Source organism: Fulvimonas yonginensis (assembly GCF_037137055.1).
Classification (GTDB): domain Bacteria; phylum Pseudomonadota; class Gammaproteobacteria; order Xanthomonadales; family Rhodanobacteraceae; genus Frateuria_A; species Frateuria_A yonginensis.
Window position 1 is genome coordinate 40,495 of record NZ_JBBBNY010000003.1, and the last position, 19,729, is coordinate 60,223.

20 protein-coding genes are annotated in these 19,729 nt (G+C 71.9%); 9 read left to right on the forward strand and 11 right to left on the reverse strand.

Annotation, left to right across the window (positions count from 1 at the left end; all coding sequences use genetic code 11):
- Window positions 1-99 precede the first annotated feature (99 nt).
- Genes WAT24_RS05945 through trxC form a run of 3 tightly spaced genes read left to right on the forward strand, consistent with a single transcriptional unit; the run spans window position 100 to window position 3,398 of the window.
- On the forward strand, window positions 100-1,491 hold the full coding sequence (locus tag WAT24_RS05945) for a glycosyltransferase family 2 protein (protein ID WP_336806914.1): 1,392 nt from the start codon (window positions 100-102) through the stop codon (window positions 1,489-1,491).
- A complete protein-coding gene (locus tag WAT24_RS05950) occupies window positions 1,488-2,894 on the forward strand; it encodes a hypothetical protein (RefSeq protein ID WP_336806915.1) in 1,407 nt (468 codons plus the stop codon). Before WAT24_RS05945 ends, WAT24_RS05950 begins: the two co-directional genes overlap by 4 nt.
- Before the next feature lie 60 nt (window positions 2,895-2,954).
- On the forward strand, window positions 2,955-3,398 hold the full coding sequence (gene trxC / locus WAT24_RS05955; RefSeq protein WP_336806916.1) for a thioredoxin TrxC: 444 nt from the start codon (window positions 2,955-2,957) through the stop codon (window positions 3,396-3,398).
- Between the two features lie 12 nt (window positions 3,399-3,410).
- On the opposite strand, the gene WAT24_RS05960 is transcribed toward trxC, so the two are convergent.
- The 3 genes from WAT24_RS05960 to WAT24_RS05970 form a co-directional block, all read right to left on the reverse strand.
- A complete protein-coding gene (locus WAT24_RS05960) occupies window positions 3,411-3,776 on the reverse strand; it encodes an antibiotic biosynthesis monooxygenase family protein (protein ID WP_336806917.1) in 366 nt (121 codons plus the stop codon).
- Window positions 3,773-4,750, reverse strand: a complete 978-nt coding sequence (locus tag WAT24_RS05965; protein ID WP_336806918.1) for an alpha/beta hydrolase — start codon at window positions 4,748-4,750, stop codon at window positions 3,773-3,775. Before WAT24_RS05965 ends, WAT24_RS05960 begins: the two co-directional genes overlap by 4 nt.
- 206 nt (window positions 4,751-4,956) lie before the next feature.
- The gene (locus WAT24_RS05970) at window positions 4,957-6,513 is read right to left on the reverse strand and encodes a protein adenylyltransferase SelO (protein WP_336806919.1); all 1,557 of its coding nucleotides are present in this window, start codon (window positions 6,511-6,513) and stop codon (window positions 4,957-4,959) included.
- A gap of 104 nt (window positions 6,514-6,617) precedes the next feature.
- Between WAT24_RS05970 and WAT24_RS05975 the strand changes: the two genes are divergently transcribed.
- Window positions 6,618-6,950: a YkgJ family cysteine cluster protein gene (locus tag WAT24_RS05975; protein ID WP_336806920.1), complete on the forward strand. Its 333-nt coding sequence runs from the start codon at window positions 6,618-6,620 to the stop codon at window positions 6,948-6,950.
- A gap of 27 nt (window positions 6,951-6,977) precedes the next feature.
- On the opposite strand, the gene WAT24_RS05980 is transcribed toward WAT24_RS05975, so the two are convergent.
- The 4 genes from WAT24_RS05980 to egtB form a co-directional block, all read right to left on the reverse strand.
- Window positions 6,978-7,688 (reverse strand): pseudouridine synthase, encoded by a 711-nt coding sequence (locus WAT24_RS05980; RefSeq protein WP_336806921.1) that lies wholly within the window; start codon window positions 7,686-7,688, stop codon window positions 6,978-6,980.
- On the reverse strand, window positions 7,685-8,749 hold the full coding sequence (locus WAT24_RS05985; protein ID WP_336806922.1) for a class I SAM-dependent methyltransferase: 1,065 nt from the start codon (window positions 8,747-8,749) through the stop codon (window positions 7,685-7,687). The genes WAT24_RS05980 and WAT24_RS05985 overlap by 4 nt, the downstream gene beginning before the upstream one ends.
- A gap of 70 nt (window positions 8,750-8,819) precedes the next feature.
- Window positions 8,820-9,806: an L-histidine N(alpha)-methyltransferase gene (gene egtD, locus WAT24_RS05990; RefSeq protein ID WP_336806923.1), complete on the reverse strand. Its 987-nt coding sequence runs from the start codon at window positions 9,804-9,806 to the stop codon at window positions 8,820-8,822.
- A gap of 22 nt (window positions 9,807-9,828) precedes the next feature.
- Window positions 9,829-11,070, reverse strand: a complete 1,242-nt coding sequence (gene egtB, locus WAT24_RS05995; RefSeq protein WP_336806924.1) for an ergothioneine biosynthesis protein EgtB — start codon at window positions 11,068-11,070, stop codon at window positions 9,829-9,831.
- Window positions 11,071-11,283: 213 nt separating this feature from the next.
- Between egtB and WAT24_RS06000 the strand changes: the two genes are divergently transcribed.
- On the forward strand, window positions 11,284-11,715 hold the full coding sequence (locus WAT24_RS06000) for a DUF6491 family protein (protein WP_336806925.1): 432 nt from the start codon (window positions 11,284-11,286) through the stop codon (window positions 11,713-11,715).
- A 64-nt stretch (window positions 11,716-11,779) separates the two neighbouring features.
- Here WAT24_RS06000 and WAT24_RS06005 read toward each other — a convergent pair whose 3' ends face one another.
- Window positions 11,780-12,187 (reverse strand): hypothetical protein, encoded by a 408-nt coding sequence (locus WAT24_RS06005; protein WP_336806926.1) that lies wholly within the window; start codon window positions 12,185-12,187, stop codon window positions 11,780-11,782.
- Between the two features lie 92 nt (window positions 12,188-12,279).
- Window positions 12,280-13,653 carry a chromate efflux transporter gene (gene chrA / locus WAT24_RS06010; protein ID WP_336806927.1) on the reverse strand — a complete coding sequence of 458 codons (1,374 nt, stop codon included), beginning with the start codon at window positions 13,651-13,653 and terminating at the stop codon, window positions 12,280-12,282.
- Between the two features lie 179 nt (window positions 13,654-13,832).
- Here chrA and WAT24_RS06015 point away from each other — a divergent pair, with 179 nt between their 5' ends.
- Window positions 13,833-14,861: a YncE family protein gene (locus WAT24_RS06015; RefSeq protein ID WP_336806928.1), complete on the forward strand. Its 1,029-nt coding sequence runs from the start codon at window positions 13,833-13,835 to the stop codon at window positions 14,859-14,861.
- A gap of 70 nt (window positions 14,862-14,931) precedes the next feature.
- Here WAT24_RS06015 and rlmKL read toward each other — a convergent pair whose 3' ends face one another.
- Window positions 14,932-17,121 carry a bifunctional 23S rRNA (guanine(2069)-N(7))-methyltransferase RlmK/23S rRNA (guanine(2445)-N(2))-methyltransferase RlmL gene (rlmKL, locus tag WAT24_RS06020; RefSeq protein ID WP_336806929.1) on the reverse strand — a complete coding sequence of 730 codons (2,190 nt, stop codon included), beginning with the start codon at window positions 17,119-17,121 and terminating at the stop codon, window positions 14,932-14,934.
- Window positions 17,118-17,636 (reverse strand): alpha/beta hydrolase, encoded by a 519-nt coding sequence (locus WAT24_RS06025; protein ID WP_336806930.1) that lies wholly within the window; start codon window positions 17,634-17,636, stop codon window positions 17,118-17,120. The genes rlmKL and WAT24_RS06025 overlap by 4 nt, the downstream gene beginning before the upstream one ends.
- Window positions 17,637-17,696: 60 nt before the next feature.
- On the opposite strand from WAT24_RS06025, the gene WAT24_RS06030 reads away from it, so the two are divergent.
- The 3 genes from WAT24_RS06030 to WAT24_RS06040 all read left to right on the forward strand — a co-directional run bounded on the left by WAT24_RS06030 (window position 17,697) and on the right by WAT24_RS06040 (window position 19,692).
- A complete protein-coding gene (locus tag WAT24_RS06030; protein ID WP_336806931.1) occupies window positions 17,697-18,251 on the forward strand; it encodes an N-acetylmuramoyl-L-alanine amidase in 555 nt (184 codons plus the stop codon).
- A 101-nt stretch (window positions 18,252-18,352) separates the two neighbouring features.
- A complete protein-coding gene (tesB, locus tag WAT24_RS06035) occupies window positions 18,353-19,219 on the forward strand; it encodes an acyl-CoA thioesterase II (RefSeq protein ID WP_336806932.1) in 867 nt (288 codons plus the stop codon).
- Window positions 19,220-19,299: 80 nt separating this feature from the next.
- Window positions 19,300-19,692, forward strand: coding sequence for a hypothetical protein (locus WAT24_RS06040; protein WP_336806933.1), 393 nt, complete (start codon window positions 19,300-19,302; stop codon window positions 19,690-19,692).
- Window positions 19,693-19,729 lie beyond the last annotated feature (37 nt).

Genomic DNA, 19,729 nt, shown 5'->3' on the forward strand with positions numbered 1-19,729 from the left:
ATAGTGCGCCACCTCGGCGCCTGCCTGCTCCCCCGGCAGACAGGCACCTTTCGCACGCGGGGACGAGCGTGCGCCAACCCAAACCAGGCACACCGACGCATGACTACCGATCTCCTCGAGCCGCCTGCGCCGGCGGTGCCCAAGGAAGGCGCCCCCACGGCCCCGCCCCCGGGGATACCGGGACCGGCCCGGCGCCGCTACCTGCCGGTGCGTTTGAAGTTCACGCTGACAGTGCTGGCCTCGCTCGGCTGGGCACTGCTGTCGTACCGGCTCGCGCATCGCTGGATCGGGGACCTTTCCGCCCTCGTCGGCGCTCCGCTGGCGCACCTGGTGATCTTCGGCATTGCGATCCTGCCCGGCTTCATGAACGCCTTCCTGGTGGTCGGCCTGCTGCTCGACCGCCGCCCGGCGCGGGCGCGGATCGAGCACTATCCGGGCGTCACCGTGCTGGTCGCCGCCTATAACGAGGAGGAGTCGATCCTCGCCACGCTGGCCAGCCTCGACCAGCAGGACTACCCGGCGCCACTGGAGGTGCTGGTGATCAACGACGGCTCCACCGACGGCACGCTGGCGAAGCTGCACAGCGTGTCCTATCCGTGGCTGAAGGTGATCGACCTGCCGCGCAACGGCGGCAAGGCGAACGCGCTCAACCAGGGGCTCAAGCAGGCCAGCTACCCGCTCACCATCACCCTTGACGGCGACTCCTACCTCTATCGGGGCGCGCTGCGGCAACTGGTCGGCCGCTTCCTCAGCGACCCGCCGCACACCGCGGCGGTCGCCGGCACCGTGCTGCTGCGCAACTCGCGCCTCAACATGGTCACGCGCATGCAGGAATGGGACTACTTCCACGGCATCGCCGCGATCAAGCGGCTGCAGAGCCTGTTCCAGGGCACGCTGGTGGCGCAGGGTGCCTTCTCGCTGTACCGCACCGACGTGCTGCGCGAGGTCGGCGGCTGGCCCGAGTGCGTGGGCGAGGACATCGTGCTGACCTGGGCCATCCTCGCGCGCGGCGACCGCGTGGGCTACTGCGAGGACGCCATCACCTTCACCAACGCGCCGACCACCTTCCGGCAGTTCATCCGCCAGCGCCAGCGCTGGTCGCGCGGTCTGATCGAGGCCTTCAAGGCGCACTGGCGGCTGCTGTTCGCGCGGCGCATGAGCACGCTCTTCGTCTGGTGGAACCTGCTGTTCCCCTACATGGACGTGGTCTACACGCTGTTCTTCATCCCGGGCCTGGTGCTGGCACTGTTCGGCATCTACTGGCTGGCCGGGCCGATGACGCTGCTGGTGCTGCCGATGGCGTTCGCGGTGAACTACCTGATGTTCTTCATCCAGTCGCGCATGTTCCGCGCGCAGGGCCTGAAGGTCCGTCGCAACCCGATCGGCTTCCTGGTCTACGCGCTGTTCTACGGCGTGGTGCTGCAGCCGGGCTGCGTACTCGGCTACCTGGCCGAACTGCTGAACCTGCGCAAGCACTGGGGGACCAAATGAAGCGGCGCCTGCTCGGCCTTGCCCTCGCGCTGGCGCTGCCTGCCGTGCATGCCCAGACCGGCGCCGCGGACATCCGCGCCGGCCGCGCGGCGCTGGCCGCCGAACAGCCTGTCCAGGCGCGCGCACGCTTCGCCGCAGCGCTGGCCGATCCCGGCCTCGGCCGCGAGGACCGTTGCGCGGCCCAGCTCGGCCTGGGCCAGGCCACGCTGTGGCTGGGCGACTACCGGGCCGCGGCCGAGGCCTATCGCGCCGCCCTTGCGCAGGCACCGGACGAGGCTTCGCGCCAGGTGGCGGCCACCGGCCTGGCGCAGGCGCTCAACGCGCAGGATCGCCCGCGCGAGGCGCTGGCGCTGGTGGCACCGTTCGCCGCGGGCCAACTGCGGCCCACCGTCGAAGTGCTGCGTTCGCTGCGCTCGCTCGACCAGGCGCCGCGCGGCCGCCCCTATCTGGACGCCGCGCCGCCGGCGCCCGCCGGGGGCTACCTCGGTACCCAGTTCCGCCTGCTCAGCGACGACATGGCCTACGCGCTGGCACCGCACATCGACGCGACGTTCGATGCCAGCCACGACAGCGAGGGCCTGGACACCTGGCACGTCGGCGTGGGTGCGCTGAGCGCCCCTGCCACGCGCGGCAGCGCCAGCCTCGCCTGGGGCGCGCGTGCCGACACCCTGGAGGTCGACGACGGCCGCCGCAGCCGGCGCGTATACGGTGCGAGCGTGCTCGGGCAATGGCACGCGGATACCCAGCGGCTCGATCTCGTGCTGGGCAGCGGCCGCGCCGGCGACTGGCACTTCCTGCAGGGCTCGGCCGCCTGGACCGTGCAGCCGAGCGACGACTTCGGCCTGTCCGCGGGCGTCGAGCGCGCGCCGGTTCCCACCCCGACCTCGCTGGCGCAGCGGCTGATCGGCAACCGCTACGCGCTGGACCTGAGCCTGCGCGCGAGCACGCACTGGTACGTGCTGCCCGGCGCCTACCGCCAGGTGTTCAGCGACGGCAACCACCGCGACGGCGGCGGCCTGCGCTTGCTGTTCAGCCCGCTCGACGTGGCCGATACGCGCGGCGCGCTGGGCGCGGAGCTGTCCACCCGGCTGTTCCACGACAGCCGCCCCAGCCGCGGCGTCTACTTCAATCCCGCACGTTACCGCGCGACCCAGGCCGGGCTGATCGGCGTGTACGGCCTGGATCCGGGCTGGAAGCTGCGCGCCAACGCGGACGTGGGCCGGCAGTGGATCGACGGCAACGGCGCCTCGACCTACACCGTGGGCCTGTCGCTGGAAGGGCGGTTGCCAGGCAACGGGCGCCTGCGGCTCGGCGTGGGTCGCAGTTCGGTCGCCTCGGTCAGCGGGGGCGGCGCCGGCTACTGGAACGACAACGCGTCGCTCTCGCTCAGCTGGACGCTGTAGCGCCCGCTTGCACCGGGGGCGGCGACCGCCATATGGGCGGCAGGCCCCCGGAGCAATGCCATGACTACGCTGACCATCGCCTGCCCGCACTGCGCCGCGCTCAACCGCGTGCCCGCCGAGCGTCTGGGTGAGCAGCCCCGCTGCGGGCGCTGCAAGGCACCGCTGTTCACCGGCCAGCCGGTCGAGCTGACCGGGGCCACCTTCGACGCCGTCACCGGACGTGGCGACCTGCCCGTGCTGGTCGACTTCTGGGCGCCCTGGTGCGGCCCCTGCCGCGGCTTCGCGCCGGTGTTCGCGGAGGCGGCCCGCCGCTACGAGCCGCGCCTGCGCCTGGCCAAGGTCGACACCGACGCGCAGCCGCGGCTGGCCCAGCGCTTCGGCATCCGCAGCATCCCCACCCTGGTGCTGTTCGAGCGCGGACGCGAGGTCGCGCGCCAGCCCGGTGCCCTCGGCGCGGCGCAGCTGGCGCAGTTCGTCGAGGGTGCCCTGCAGCGCGTGCGCTGAGCGACCGCGCCGTCAGAGCGACCGGGCGTCGCCGTCCCCGTGGAAGTGGCGGCTGTCCGGGGGGGCCTGCCGTCGCTCGTGCATGCCGTAGTCGCGCAGCACCGTCGCCACGCGCAACCGGTAGTCGGCGAAGACCGTCTCGCGTCCCTCGCGCTGTGCCGCGCGGTGGGCCTCCAGCGCACGCCAGCGCGCCACGGCCGCCTCGTCGCGCCAGAACGAGAGCGAGAGCAGGCGGTCCGGCTCGGCCAGGCTGCGGTAGCGTTCGATCGAGATGAAGCCGTCGATGCGCTCGAGCAGCGGCCGCAGCCGCGCGGCCAGGTCCAGGTAGCGCTCGGAGCGGCCTTCCCGCAGGGCGACCTCGAAGATTACCGCGATCACGGCCGCGCCTCCGCCGCCTCGATGAACGCCGCCACGCTGGCGTAGAGCGAGTGGCGCGCGCGTTCCAGGTGCATCACGTGCGTGCCCGGGTCGATGCGCAGCTTCCAGCGCAGCGGACTGCCGGTGAAACGGGCCAGGAAGGCGGCGGCGCCCGTGTCGTCCACCACCGTGTCGTAGTCGCCGTAGACGACGAACAGCGGCACGCGGACCTCCTTCGCGGCATACGGGTAGCGTCCGGCCTCGGCGTCGGCCAGGTCGGCCAGCGGCCCGGAGGGAATGCGCAGCTGCCCGGGCGGATCGCCCGCCACGTGCGGAGCGGAGGCCGCGAAGCGGCCGGCCCAGCGCGCGTCGACGGCCGGCTCCAGCAAGACGGTGCCGTGCGGCAGCACGTCCGCGTAGCGCAGCTGCCGGTAACGCTGCTGTGCGGTGATATTCCACCACGCGCTGCGCACCGGCTCGTCCGTCACGCCCGCCTTGGGCACGATCGGCCCGAACAGGGTCAGCGACGCCAGCGCCGGCGGCCGCGTCGCGGCATAGGCGGCCGCCGGGATGGTGCCCCACGAATGCGCGACCAGGTGCACCGTCTTCATGCCGCGCACGGTGCGCAGCCAGTCGACCGCCAGCGCGATCTGTGCCGCGGCCTGCGACGCCCGCGTCAGCGGTTCGCCGGCAGCCTCGCCCGCCATGGCCGGTGGCCGGCTGGCGTCGCCGAAGCCGAGGAAGTCCAGGCCGCAAGCCAGGTAGCCGCGCCGCGCCACATCCGCCAGCCAGGAGTCCCCGGGCGCGAACGCGAAGCCGGACGCGAGCAGGGTCGGGAAGCTGGCGCCGTGCACGAACAGCACGCTGCGGTCGGTGGGGCGGGCGGGCGCGACGCAATGCACCGCCAGGTGCTGGTCCGGCGTCTGCGGCAGCGGCAGGTGCACGGTCTGGACGGTCGCGACGGACAGCGCGGCGGCGAGCAGTATGGCAGGCATGGGGGCTCCTCGTGGATGGGGATGCCCATGCTGGGTGGTCGGGCGGGGAGATGTTTCGCGCCGCATCGAAGCATCCGGAACCCTTCCTGTCCGATGCGCCCATGCGTCCGCCTGCAGGAGCGAGCTTGCTCCCGATGCCTTTGCTTGGGCCCACGCCCGGAGCGCATCGCGAGCAGGCTCGCTGCTACGCGCGGCGGAGGCCCGCTTCACGAGCTGCAGGAAAGCATCGAGCAGCCCGGGCGCTGCTTCGCCCAGTCCGGCCGCTTGCGTGCGTAGCGCTCGCGGCCCGGCTGCTCGTCGTAGGGGTGGCGCATGATGTCCAGCAGTTCGTGCACGCGCGTGTAGTCGCCCTGCTCCGCAAGGTCGATCGCCTCCTGCGCGAGGTAGTTGCGCAGCACGTACTTCGGGTTGGCCGCACGCAGGTGCGCGTGCCGCGACTCGGGCGGCAGCGGGTCTTCGCGCAGCCGCCTCGCGTAGCGTTCCAGCCAGTCGCGCAGCAGCGGCTCGGCGCCTTCGCGCCGCGCCTCGTCGTAGCAGACGTCGGCGAACGGTACGGGCGATGGTGCCGCCGGATCGACCGCGAGCAGCGCACGCCAAGTCAGCGTCATGTCCGCGCTGGCGGCATGCATCCAGGCATGCAGGCCGTCGCGCAGCGCCACGTCGCCGTCGCGGCACTGCGCCAGGCCGAGCTTGGCCGCGACGTTGGCGCGATCGGCCGCCTCCCACGCCGCCGCGTAGCGCTCCAGGCCCGCCTGCAGCGGCGCGGTATCGGCGAACAGGGGCGAGATCGCGCTGGCCAGCCGCGCCAGGTTCCACCATGCGACGCTGGGTTGCTGCCCGAAGCGGTAGCGTCGGCGCAGGGCGTCCGTCGTGTTGGGCGTCCAGTCCGGGTCGTAGTCGTCGATCCAGCCGTAGGGGCCGTAGTCGATGGTCAGGCCCAGGATGGACATGTTGTCGGTGTTCATCACGCCGTGCACGAAGCCCACGCGCATCCACTGCGCCAGCAGGTGGGCGGTACGCTCGCAGACCTCGTCGAACCAGTCGGCGTACAGCCGCTCGCCCTCGCCGTGCAGGTGCGGGAAGTCGCGCCGGAGGGTGAAGTCGGCCAGCCGGCGCAGCAGCGCCACGTCGTTGCGCGCGTAGGGCAGCTCGAAGTGGCCGAAGCGGATGAAGGACGGCGCCACGCGGCAGACGATGGCGCCCGGCTCGTCGCGCGGGTGGCCGTCGTAGAACATGTCGCGCACCACGGCCTCGCCGGTCGCGACCAGGCACAACGCGCGCGTGGTCGGCACGCCCAGGTGATGCATCGCCTCGCTGCACAGGAACTCGCGGATCGAGGAGCGCAGCACCGCGCGCCCGTCGGCGCCGCGCGAATAGGGCGTCGGGCCCGCGCCCTTCAGTTGCAGCTCCCAGCGGTGTCCCTGCCCATCCAGCACTTCGCCCAGCGAGATCGCGCGACCGTCGCCGAGCTGGCCGGCCCAGACGCCGAACTGGTGGCCGCCGTAGTTGCTCGCCCACGGCTGCATGCCCTCGGCCAGCGCGTTGCCGCCGAACACGGCGGCGAACTGCGGCGTGGCGATGTCCTCGGGCGAGAGTCCCAGCGTGCCGGCCATTTCCGCCGACCACGCCACCACGTGCGGCGAACTCACCGGCGTGGGCTGCACGCGCGAGTAGAGCGCGCCCTCGACCTGGCGCAGGCGCGCGCCGTGCTCGGGATCGCCCGGCAGTTCGCGCAGGAAGGCGTTGTCGAAGCGGAAGCGCATGGTTCGATCTTCTCACGGGCGCGCGCCACGGATGCATGGACCGGTGCGCTCGCGCCCGTCGCCATGTTCAGCGCAGGACACGGTCGCATGTCCCATACTGGCGCGTGGATACCGAAACCGAACCGTACGCCGCGAGCGTCGACCCCTCCGTGCAATGCACGGCCTGCGACGCGGTCTGCTGTCGCCTCACCGTGGTGCTGATGCCCGAGGACCACGTACCCGCCTGGCTGGTCGACCACGACAGCCACGGCCTGGCGACACTGTCCAAGGGCGAGGACGGCTGGTGTGCGGCCGTCGACCCCAACACCTCGCGTTGCACGATCTACGAACAGCGCCCCGTGATCTGCCGCAAGTACGCGATGGGCAGCCCGGGCTGCCAGGACGAGCGGCGCAAGTGGTACGGCACTGCGCTGCCCACGCCCGTGCGGCTGGTCTAGCGCGGCACGGGCGCGCGGCGCGCCGTGCTAGGACGCGGGCGGCTCGAACACCCTGGCGACGGCGTCGGCGTCCAGCACCCGCCATTCGCCCGGCGCCAGTCCCTCCAGCGTCAGCCGCCCGATCGCCACGCGCTCGAGCGCTTCGACGTGGTTGCCGACGGCGGCGAACATGCGGCGCACCTGGTGGTAGCGGCCTTCGGTGACGGTCAGGCGCGCACGGCGCGGCCCCAGCGGCTGCAGCCGCGCGGGCGCCAGCGGCGTCGTCTCGGACTCGAGCAGCAGCGTGCCGCCGGCGAATACGGCTTCCTCGTCGCCGCGCAGGTCGCGCGCGAGCGTGGCCTCGTAGACCTTGGCGACCTCCGCGCGCGGCGAGATGATCCGGTGCAGCAGCGCGCCGTCGTCGGTGATCAGCAACAGGCCCGAGGTGTCGCGATCGAGCCGCCCCACGGTGGAGAGCGCAGGATCGCGCCGGCGCCAGCGCGGCGGCAGCAGGTCGTACACCAGCCGGCCCGCATCCTTGCGCGAACAGGTCACGCCCAGCGGCTTGTGCATCAGCAGCACCAATCCGCTCGGCGGATCCAGCGGCTCGCCGTCGAGCCGCACCTGGGCATGCTCGACCCTGTCGTCGGCGTAGAGCACCTCGCCCGCGGCATCGGTGACGCGCCCCTCGCGGAACAGCTGCAGGACTTCCTTGCGGCTGCCGTAACCCAGGTTGGCGATCAGGCGCAGCAGCTTCATGCGCGCACCGCCTCGATCACCTTGAAGCCGTCCTGCACCGCCACCGTGCGCACCTGTGCGAAGCGCGAGGCCAGCGTGGCCTCGTAGGGCAGGTGCCGGTTCGCCACCAGCCACAGCCGGCCGTGCGGCAGCAGCGCCTCAGCCGCCGAGGCAATGAAAGCGCGGCCGAGTTCCGGCAGATCGGCGCGCCCCTGGTGGAACGGCGGGTTGGTCACGATGGCGTCGTAGCGCTGCGCCAGGCCGGCGGTCACGTCATGCCAGTGCACGCTGCCCGCCATGTCCTCGCGCCCGCTCGCCTGGCACGCCTCGGCCAGGTTGACGCGGGCCGGCTCCAGCGCGCGCGCCTCGGCCTCGTAGAGATCGATCGCCTGCACCTGCGGGCAGCGCGCGACGACCTGCGCAGCGAGATAGCCGTAGCCCGCGCCCAGGTCGGCGACACGCCCGGCGAGATCGGCGGGCAGGTGTGCCGCCAGCAGCGCCGAGGCCGCATCGATGCGATGCCAGGCGAACAGGCCGGGGCGACTCAGGTAGCCCCCTTCGATGCGTTGCGGTGCGTCGAGGGCCAGCCACGCCTCGAGCAAGGCCGACTCGACCGTTTCCGGCCGCGGTGTCGCCCAGAACACCCGGCACTTGTACTTGGACAGGCTGCGCAGCGCTCCGGCCAGCCGCGCGAGATCCGCCTCGGCCGACTTCGCCCCCGCGTTGTTGGCGGCCGCCGCGAGCACCACGCCGCCGGGTTCCAGGTGCCGCAACGCCCGCGCGAAGGCTGCGCGCGCCTCGTCGCGCTGGCGCGGTGGCAACAGCAGCACCAGCGGGTAGCGTCGGTCCGGCGCCGGCTCGCCGACACGCCGGCCGGCGCGCTGCAGCGCGTCGGCGAAGGGCTTGAAACTCTGCTGGCAGAGCCAGCCGGCCCCCGCCGTCTCGCGCAGCCGGAAGCCGTCGCGGGCGTGCAGGAACAGGGCGTGGCCGTCGGCCGGCAGGCGCAGAGCGCCAGCGGCGAACGGCAGGAACAGGGCGTCGAGCAGGCTATCCGGGACGGCCGCGGAAAAGCTGGTGGTCACGGCGGGGGCTTCGGCGAAGAGGCGGAAAGTCTACCGCGGCCGCCCGTTCCCTTCCCGTGCCCGCACCTCTTCAGCGGGCCACCACGCCCGCGCGCACCAGGTAGTGCACACTGAACATCCGCTCGGGGTCCATCCATACCCGCAGCACCTCGAGCCCCGCCTTGGCGGCCAGCGCGGCGAAGTCCTCCAGCGAGTATTTGCAGCTGATCTCCACCCGGACCGGCTCGCCCTCGCCGAACTTCGCCAGCATGCGGCCCACCCGCACCTGCTGCGCCCGCTGGCTGACCAGGCTGGTCTCGATACGCCCGGCCAGCGCGTTGTAGTGCGCCCGATGGCGGAACGCGGACAGATCGAAGTCGCTGCCCAGCTCGCGATTGAGCCGGGCCAGCAGGTTGAGGGTGAACTGCGCGGTGACGCCGGCGGCGTCGTTGTACGCGGCCTCGATCAGCGCCGGATCCTTCTTGAGGTCCGCACCCACCAGGATGCCGCCGTTCTCGCCCATCTCCCCGCGCATCTTGCGCAGCAGGGCGACCGCGTCCCGCGTGGCGAAATTGCCGATGGTGGAGCCGGGGAAATAGATCACCGTGCGCCGCGGCGCGCGCGGCGGAATCGGCAGACGCAACGGTCGGGTGAAATCGGCGCCCAGCGGCTGCACCGGGAGGCCGGGAAAGCGCTCGGCGAAGCGCGCCACGCTCTCGCGCAGCGGCTGGGGCGAGATCTCCACCGGCACATAGCTCACCGGCGAGGCCATGTGCTCCAGCAGCAGCCGGGTCTTGGTCGCGCTGCCGCTGCCGTACTCGACCAGGCGCACGTCCACCCCGAGCGTGTCGGCGATGCTGGCCGCGTGCTCTCGCATCAGCGCCGTTTCGCAGCGCGTGAGGTAGTACTCCGGCTGTTCGCAGATGCGCTCGAACAGGGCCGAGCCACGCTCGTCGTAGAACAGCCAAGAAGGCAGCGATTTGGGCTGCGCGCGCAGGCCACGCTGGACGATCTCCAGCAGCCCGCTGTCCGGCGGGGTGCGGCCGTCGTCGCGCAGGTCGAAGACGTGCATGCTCATGCGGTGTCGGTCTCCATGGTGATCAGCGGTCCTGCGCGAGGCGCAGCCCGGCGAACTGCCAGCGTGCGTGCGGCGGGAAGAAGTTGCGGTAGCTGGCGCGGACGTGGCCACGCGGCGTGGCGCAGGACCCGCCGCGCAACACCCACTGCCCGCACATGAACTTGCCGTTGTACTCGCCAAGCGAGCCGGGCAGCGGACGGAAGCCCGGATAGGCGACGTACGGCGAGGCGGTCCATTCCCACACGTCGCCGTACATCTGCAGCAGTCCGCTGCCGCGCGCGGCGCGCGGCGGACGCGGCACGTCGTCGAGCAGGTTGCCCTCGACTGGCAACGCGGTGGCGGCCGCCTCCCATTCCGCCTCGGTGGGCAGCCGCGCGCCGGCCCAGCGCGCGAAGGCCTCCGCCTCGTAGTAGCTCAGGTGGCAGACCGGCGCGGCCGGATCGAGCGCGCGCACGCCGCCCGGGCCGAACGCGCTGGCCAGGTCGGGCTGCCAGTACAGCGGCCGCTGCCAGCCCTGGCTCTGCACCATGGCCCAGCCGTCGGAGAGCCATAGCGATGGCTCGCGGTAGCCGCCGTCGTGCACGAAGGCGGCATACTCGGCGTTGGTCACCAGCCGGTTCGCCAGTGCATGCGGCGCCAGCATCACGCGGTGGCGCGGTGTCTCGTTGTCGAAGGCGAAGCCCGGGCCGGCATGGCCGATCGCCGCCACGCCCTCGGCGCCCGGCAGGAACTGCAACGGCACGGTCTCGCCCGCCGGCTCGGGCGCCCCGTCCTCGCGCCATGCCGGCAGCAGCGGGTTGCACCACAGCGCATGCAGCACATCGGTCAGCAGCAGTTCCTGGTGCTGCTGTTCGTGCTGCAGCCCCAGCTCCACCAGCGCGGCCCGCGCGTCGTCGTCATCGCGCGACAGCGCCTCGCCGACCGCCTGGTCGACGTGGCGCCGATAGGCAAGCACCTCGTCGAGCGTCGGCCGCGAGAGCAGCCCGCGCCGGGGGCGCGCGTGCATCGGCCCGACGCTTTGGTAATACGAGTTGAACAGGTAGTGCCAGGCCCGATCGCGCGGACGGTAGCGCGGGTCGCGACCGAGCACGAACTGCTCGAAGAACCAGGTGGTGTGCGCCAGATGCCATTTCGCCGGGCTGGCGTCGGGCATCGACTGCACCATCATGTCCTCGGCCGAAAGGCCTTCGCACAGCGCGAGCGTATGCTGGCGGGTGCGCCGATAACGCTGCGCCAGCGCGTGGCCAGGACGCAATTGCGCCATGGCCTGTTCCGTGCGGGGTGCCTGGTCGTGCGCACCGGTACCGGCACCATATCCAAGGAAGGACGGCTTCGCTGGCATGGTTCAAGCATGCCGCAGCGATCGTTCAATGACCGTGATCGGCCGATGGCAGTTTTCTTGCTGCCGCCACTGGCGCCGCCGCCCCGCGCGCGCGATGCTGGATGCGGCCCCTCTTTCCCCAGCGAGGTAGAACCCATGAAACGCCTGCCTTCCCTGCTGACCTTCGCCTTCGCCGCGACGGCCGCGGCCTTCGCCGGCCATGCCTCGGAGCACAAGCCGCTGCCGTACGCGCAATGCATCCAGACGGACAAGATCAACGAGTGGTACGTGGTCGACCAGCGCACCGCCCTGGTCCGCACCGGGCCTTACCGCTACCGGGTACGCCTGCAGGCCGATTGTCCGCGGCTGGGCATCGGCGTGCCCGGGCTGTGGCTGCATGCGAACGAATCCAACAAGGCCAACGCCAGCGGCCGCATCTGCGGCGAAGTCGGCGAGACGGTAAGCGCGCGCGATCAGCCGCCGTGCGGGATCGCTTCGGTCACGTTGATCGACAAGGGCGAGTTCGACCGTATGCGCCTGCACGCCAAGCGCCAGGGCACCGGCGCGGAACCGCCTTCCTCGCCGTGACGGCGAACTGCACGAAAAAGGCCCGGCGTCGACCGGGCCTTTTCCTTTCGAGCCGAGGGCGGCGTCAGTCGTCGTCGCCGTAATAGCCCACGTAACGGGTGGGTGGGTAACGGTCCTCGTAGACGGTGCGGGTTTCCACCACGCGGCGGGTCACCACCGGCTCCTCGTAGATCACCCGCACCGGACGGCGGTAGACCGGCCGTTCGTAGATCACGGTGCGCGGCGGCGGATTCAGCGCGTTGTCGACCAGCCCGATCACCGCGCCGGTGACGATCGCACCGGCGATCCAGCGGCCGCCGCTCCAGTAGCCGTGGCGGTAGCCGTCGCGCCAGCCGCGATCGTAATGGCCCCGCCCGTGCCAGCCGTGGTCGTGCCAGCCGTGCGCCGCGGCCGCCGTCGGCCATGCCGTGGCCGCGGCCAGCAGGAGCGCGGCGGTTGCCAGGACGGGTTTGCCGAGCCATCGCTTGGTCATGTTGCGTACCTCCGTCGGGCGGTGTGCCCTTGGCGCCGATCCTCCCGCCGGCGGGCTTAATCGCCACTTAAGCGGACGCGAGCGCAACGGGGCTAGAGCTGCCCGCTCCACGCCCGCCAGGCGAACATGACCGCCGCACTGCCGAACAGAACCCAGCCCATGCCCAGCCGCAGGCGAAGCATCGCCACCAGCGCCAGGGCCGCCAGCGCCGCCGCCAGGCCATGCACGCTCGACCACTGCGGCGCCTCCAGCCGGATCGGCCCGAAGCGATGCTCGACCACACCGGCGAAGATCGTGTGCAGGGCGAACCACACCGAGAGGTTCAACACCACGCCGACCACCGCCGCAGTGATGGCCGAAAGCGCGGCGTGCAACGCACGGTTGTTGCGCAACGCCTCGATGTACGGCGCGCCGAGGAAGATCCACAGGAAACACGGCGCGAAGGCCACCCAGGTGGTCAGCACCGAACCGGCGATGCCCGCACCCATCGGCGACAGCCCGGCCTGGTGGTAGTAGGCCCCCAGGAAGGCCACGAACTGCACCACCATGATCAGCGGCCCCGGCGTGGTCTCGGCCAGCGCCAGGCCGTCGAGCATCTGGCCCGGTGTGATCCAGTGGAAGCTGCCCACGGCGCGCTGGGCGATGTAGGCGAGCACCGCATACGCGCCGCCGAAGGTCACCACGGCGGTCTGGCTGAAGAACAGGCCCTCGCGGGCCAGCACGCTGTGCGGGCCGAACCGTGTCATCACGGCCAGCACCGGCCCCCACCAGATCGCCAGCCAGAGCAGCGTGACGCGGATCGCGCGCGGCGCCGAGGGGCGGGTGTGCGTGAGCCGGCCCTGGCCGAGCAGCCGGTCGATCAGGAAATCGGACGACGCATCCGCGGCGGCCGAGGCCGGCTCGGGGAAGCTGCGCGGCATCCACCAGCGCCCAGCCAGGCCCCACAGGCCCGCGCCGAGCACGATCAGCGGGAAGGGCACCCGGAAGAAATGGATCGCCACGAAGGCCAGCGCGGCGACCGCCACCATCATTCTGTTCTTCAGCGCCTTGCGCCCGATCCGCACCACCGCCTCGACCACCACGGCCAGCACCGCCGCCTTCAGGCCGGCGAACACCGCCAGCACCCAGGGCACCTGCCCGTACAGCGCATAGGCGATGCTCAGCGCCAGGATGGTGATGAAACCAGGCAGTACGAACAGGATGCCTGCGATCAGCCCACCGGCGGTGCGGTGCAGCAGCCAGCCGATGTAGATGGCCAGTTGCGTCGCTTCCGGCCCCGGCAGCAACATGCAGTAGTTGAGCGCGTGCAGGAAGCGCGCGTCGCTGATCCAGCGGCGGGTTTCCACCAGCTCGCGGTGCATCATCGCGATCTGCCCGGCCGGGCCGCCGAAACTCAGCAGGCCGATCTTGGCCCAGACGCGCGTCGCCTCGCCGAGGGAGACCGCCGGCAGCGTGTCATCGGCCACGGCGAACCCGCCGGGCAGGAGCGGGCGGACACGACCGGCGATCGGGCCTGCACGGGACGCGGGGGTTCATGGACGCTCCTGGGACTCGCCGGAACAGCCAGCGGATGATCGGCTTGATGCGCTGGATACCACAGGGGCGGTATAAGCGCCACGATGCCGACGGATCGTGGAGGCGCACCATGTTTCCAGCCCGGTTCCGACGCCAGTATTCGGCGGCCGTCGGCGCGGCCCTGTGGGCCGCCGCCGCGGCCTGCGCGAGCACGCCCGATGCCGCCTGGCCACTGCGCGTGCTTGCCGACGTCCCGCTCAGCGGCCACGCCACGCGCTGGGACTATGCCAGCATCGACCCGACCACCCACCGCCTGTTCCTCGCCCATCTCGGCGACGACGTGGTGACCGTGTTCGACCTGGACAGGCGGCGGGTGATCGCCGATGTCCCCGGCGTGCGCCGCGTTCACGGCGTGCTGGCCGTCCCGGCACTGGGCCGCATCTATGCCTCGGCGACCGGGACCGACGAGCTGGTGGCGATCGACGCCCACAGCCTGAAGGTCGTCGCCCGCACGCCGGCCGGTGACTATCCGGACGGCATCGCCTACGTGCCACGCGCGGGCAAGCTCTACGTCTCCGACGAGCACGGCGGCACCGATTCGGTGATCGACGCGCGCAGCCACCGGCGGCTGGCCACCATCGACCTGGGCGGCGAGGTGGGCAACACCCAGTTCGACCCGGTTTCGGGTCACGTCTTCGCCAACGTGCAGACGCGGGGCGAACTGGCCGAGATCGATCCGGCCACGGACACGGTGGTGGCGCGCATCCGCCTGCCGGGCGCCGAGGGCAACCATGGGCTGTTCATCGATGCCCCCGCCCGGTTCGCCTTCATCGCCTGCGAGGGCAACGACAGGCTGCTGGTGCTGGACCTGCGCACGCGCCGGGTCGTCGCCTCCTTCGACACCGGCGGCGATCCCGACGTGCTGGCCATGGACCCCGCGCTCGGCTGGCTCTATGTGGCCAGCGAATCGGGTGAGGTGGCGCTGTTCGAGGTGAAGGGGCGGCAGGTGCGCCCGCTCGGCCGCGCGGTGCTCGGACCGAACGCGCACGTGGTCGTGGTCGACCCGGCCACCCACCTGGCCTACTTCCCGCTGAAGGCGTGGCGGGGCGCGCCGGTGCTGAGGATCACTGCGCCCAGGCCCGCCAGGCCGCACGCCTGATCCGCGTTCGGCGCGCCGGGCCTCCGGCTCCGACCCTGGCCGCCGCGAGGGCGCCCGCCGCTCGATCCCGTCAACGGCGCCCGTGCAGGTGGTCGAGGCTCTGCTCCCACGGCGAGGCCGGCGCACGCGGCCGCAGCAGCCAGCAGCCGTGGATGTCGGCACGGCGGGTGAAGTCGAACGGGATGCTGGCGGCGCTCCAGTCCTCGATCGTGAAACGCTCCTCCAGCGCCGCGCGATCGAGTCTGAAGCGACGGAAGTTGTTGGAGAACACGATCACGCCGTCGCCCGTCAGCCGGTCGGCGCAGGCGAGCAGCAGCGCCGCGTGGTCGCGCTGCACGTCGAAGTCCTCGGCGCGCTTGGAGTTGGAAAACGTGGGTGGATCCACGTAGATCAGACCGTAGTGCCCGCGGTCCTGGCGCAGGAAGGCCATCGCGTCGGCCTGCACCAGGCGATGCGCGGCGCCGCTGAAGCCGTTGCGTGCGAGGTTGCGCGAGGCCCACTCCAGGTAGGTGCCCGACAGGTCCACGCTGGTGGTGTCACGCGCGCCGCCGGCGGCGGCGTACACGCTGGCGGTGGCGGTGTAGGCGAACAGGTTGAGGAAGCGCCGGCCGCGGGCGAGCTCGCGCAGCCGCGCGCGCACCAGGCGGTGGTCGAGGAACAGGCCGGTGTCCAGGTAATCGGTGAGGTTGACCAGGAAGGTCAGTCCGCCCTCCTCCACCTCGAGGAACTCGCCGCGCTGGTCGAAGCGGCCGTATTTGGCGCCGCCCTTGCCGCGCTCGCGCGTCTTCAGCGCGATGCGCTCGCGGGGCACGCCGAACACCTCGCCGGCCACGCGCACGATCTCGCGCAGGCGGGTGCGGGCCACGTCCACCGGCACGTCCGCCGGTGCGCGGTACTCCTGCACGTGCAGCCACGGCTCGACGCCTTCGCCGCCGTAGACGTCGATCGCCGCGGCGTACTCGGGCAGGTCCTGGTCGTAGGCGCGCCAGCAGAAGATGCCCTCGCGTACCAGGCGCTTGCGCTGGTGGCGCAGGGTCTTCTCCAGCCGGTTCTTCAGCATCTGCGCGCCGGCCGAGAGCGGCTTGGGCTCGCGCGGCGCGGTGGCCTGGGGCGAGAGATCGAAGGTCAGCAGCACCGTCTCCAGCGCGCCGTTGTAGAGCGTGTAGCGCTTGCGGGCATGCAGGCCCAGCGCACGGCCGAGTTCCGCGTCGCCCGCCAGCACGGCGGCGTGCCAGCCGCCGAAGCGGCTGCGCAGCACATCGCCGAGCGCACGGTAGAGCGCCGGCATCGCGGCGCGCTCGCCCAGCCGCTCGCCGTAGGGCGGGTTGGTGATGAGCAGGCCGGCAGCCTGCCCCGGCGGCGGAGCAGCGTGGGCGACGTCGTGCTTCTCCAGCGTGAGGAAACCCGCCACGCCCGCCGCCTGGGCGTTGCGCTTGGCGGTCTGCACCATGCGCGAGTCGGCGTCGGCGCCGAAGAACGCCGGGCGCAAGCCGCGCAGGCCTGCCTCGGCCCGCGCCCGCGCCTCGTCCAGCAGGCCGCGCCACAGGACGATGTCGTGCTGCTTCCAGCCGAGAAAGCCGAAGTAGTCGCGGCGCAGCCCGGGCGCCACGTCCGCCGCCATCAGCGCGCCTTCGATCAGCAGCGTACCGGAGCCGCACATGGGATCCAGCAGCGCGCCGCCGTCGGCATGGATCGCGGGCCACTGCGCGCGCAGCAGCATCGCCGCGGCGAGGTTCTCCTTCAGCGGCGCCTCGCCCTGTTGCTCGCGCCAGCCGCGGCGGTGCAGCGGCGTGCCGGCAAGATCGAGCGAGAGGGTGGCACGGTCGCGCTTGAGGCGCAGGTTGAGGCGGATGTCCGGCTCGTCGGTATCCACGCCGGGCCGCGCGCCTTCGCGCTGGCGGAACTGGTCGACCACCGCATCCTTGGTGCGCTGGGCGATGAACTGGCTGTGCGTGAGCTTGCTCTGCGCGGTGTGTGCATCGATCGCCAACGTGCCGTGCGGCGCCAGGTGCGCGGACCAGTCGATCGCCTGCACACCGGCGTAGAGCGCCTCGTCGTCGGCCGCGTCGAACTCCGCCAGCGGCAGCAGGATGCGGCTGGCCAGGCGCGACCACAGGCAGGCGCGGTAGGCGGTCTCGAGCGTGCCGGCGAAACGGACGCCGGCCAGCGCCTCGTGCGCCTCGGTCGCGCCCAGCGCGAGCAGTTCGTCGCGCAGCAGGTATTCCAGGCCCTTCGGGCAGGTGGCGAAGAAGGCGTTCATGCGAGCGTGTCGAGGAACAGCGCGAACTGCCGCTCGATCGCGGGCAGGCTGGCGCCGAGCCGATGGTCGTCGTCCAGCACCAGCAGCGGCAACCGGCGGTGGCCGGCGAAGGCGCGGATGGCCGCCAGCGGGCAGAGCTCGTCGCGCCAGCCGTGGATCAGCAACGTGGGTACGTCCCGGCGCAGGTCCAGGGCGTTGTCCGAGCCGGGGATCGCGCCCGGCATGGCCAGCAGGAACAGGCCGGCGACCGGGTGCTCCAGCGAGGCCAGCGCCGAGACGAACGCGCCCATGCTGGAACCGACCAGCACCGGCGGCGCCTCGCAGCCGCCGATCGCCGCGCGCAGGCGCGCGAGCCGCGGCGCGACCGAACCCGCGTATCCGCGGGCATCGTCCTTGCGATAGTCGAGGCGGTGCGTGCGCCAGCCGCGCGCCTCGGCCACGGCCGCCAGCGCGCTCACCTTGGTGGCGTCCGGGCTGGAGTCGGCGCCGTGCGAAAGAAGGATCGTGCCGCGCATCGCGAGGTCTCCGGCCGTGGGACCGCGCATGATAGCCGGTGCCGTGCGAGACTTCCTTTCATGCCCGCGATCATCGACCAGCCGCTTCCCTACGTCGAACGCCTGCCGGAACGGCCCGCGGCATCGGTGACGCTGGTGGTGATCCACTGCACCGAACTGCCGGACCTCGCCACCGCGCGGGAGTACGGCGAGAAGGCGCTGTACGACAGCGGCGCCGGCAACAGCGGGCACTACTACATCGACCGCGACGGCCGCGTGCTGCGCTACGTGCCCGGCACCCGCATCGCGCACCACGTGCGCGGACGCAACGCGGACTCGATCGGCATCGAGCTGGTCAACCGCGGGCGCTATCCCGACTGGTTCGCGGCCGGCAACCAGACCATGAGCGAAGCGTATCCGCCGGCGCAGATCGAGGCGCTGCTCGCCCTGCTCGCGCAGCTGCGGCGGGAGTTCCCCAACCTGCGCGCCATCGCCGGTCACGAGGACCTGGACACCGCGCGGGTGCCGGCGAGCGACGACCCCGGCGTCCTGGTGCCACGCAAGCTCGATCCCGGCCCGCTGTTTCCCTGGGACGCGATCGTTCCCGCATGCGGGTTGGAGCGCGTCAGGGCCTGACCCGCCCTCGCGCGAACGCAGGCACACCTCAGCCCTCTCCCCAGGGGCGGGGGCGCAAAGGCGCCTATAATCCGCGCTCCCCCTTGCGCCACGGACCACCGATGCGGGAAGAACACGTCAACGAACTGGTCGAGCTGCTGCAGCTCGAGCGGCTGGAGGACAACCTGTTCCGCGGCCAGAGCCGGGACATCGGCACGCGCTTCGTGTTCGGCGGGCAGGTGCTGGGGCAGGCGCTGTCGGCGGCACAGCAGACCGTGGATCCCAAGCGCGAAGCGCACTCGCTGCATGCCTACTTCCTGCGCGCCGGCGACATCGACGCGCCGATCGTCTATTCGGTCGAGCGCGCGCGCGACGGCGGCAGCTTCTCCGCGCGCCGGGTGGTGGCGATCCAGCACGGCCAGCCGATCCTCAACGGCGCGATTTCCTTCCAGGAACCGGAAAAGGGCTTCGAGCACCAGGTCGCCATGCCGGAGGTGCCGGCGCCCGAAGACGTCGAACCCATGCGGCACCTGCCGCCCGACGAGCTGGCCAAGCTGCCGGTGAAGCTGCAGCGCTGGCTGGGCATCGACGGCCCGTTCGAATTCCGCCAGGTGTGGCCGCGCGACGAACTGCACCCGACCAAGCGCCCGCCCATCCAGCACATCTGGTTCCGGCTGACGGCCCCGATCGGCGATTCGCCGGTGCTGCACCGCGCGATGCTGGCCTACGCCTCGGACTTCCACCTGATCGGCACGGCCACGCTGCCGCACGGCATCTCCTACCTCACCCACAACGTGCAGATGGCCAGCCTCGACCATGCGTTGTGGTTCCATCGGCCCTTCCGCGTAGACGAGTGGCTGCTGTACTCGTTCGACAGCCCCACTGCGCAAGGCGGACGCGGGCTGGCGCGCGGGCAGATCTTCCGCCGCGACGGGCAGCTCGTCGCCTCCACGGCGCAGGAAGGCCTGATCCGCCTGCGCGGCGGGTGATGTCCCGCGATCGGGCACCGTGCCCGTCGGCACCGGCACGCGAGCTCCTACGGAACCGCGCGGGGGGCTAAACTCCCTCCATGCGTCCGCTCTACACCTCGCCCCGCCAGGAAAACATCGACCGCGTGGTCGCCCTGCTCGCCGAACACGGCATCGAGAGCACCGTGACCGGGCGTTCGAACTGGAACCGGCCCAGCTACCAGCGCTTCAGCTACTCGCAACGCAGCGAGAACCGCGAAAGCTGGCCGCAGGTGTGGGTCAACCGGGCGGACGACTACACCCAGGCCCGCGCCCTGCTGCGCGGGCTGGGCATCGAACCGATGGTGCGCCACGGCGAGGAGCTCGCCATGGCGCGCAACCCCACCCCGGAGATGCGCCGCGCCAGCGTCGCCACGCGCGTACGCCGCATCGTGCTGCTGGCGCTGGCGGCCGCCTTCGTGGTGCTGATGCTGCGCTACATGGGCAAGATCTAGCCGGCCGGCCTGACCAGGATCAAGGCGGCCTTCTCGG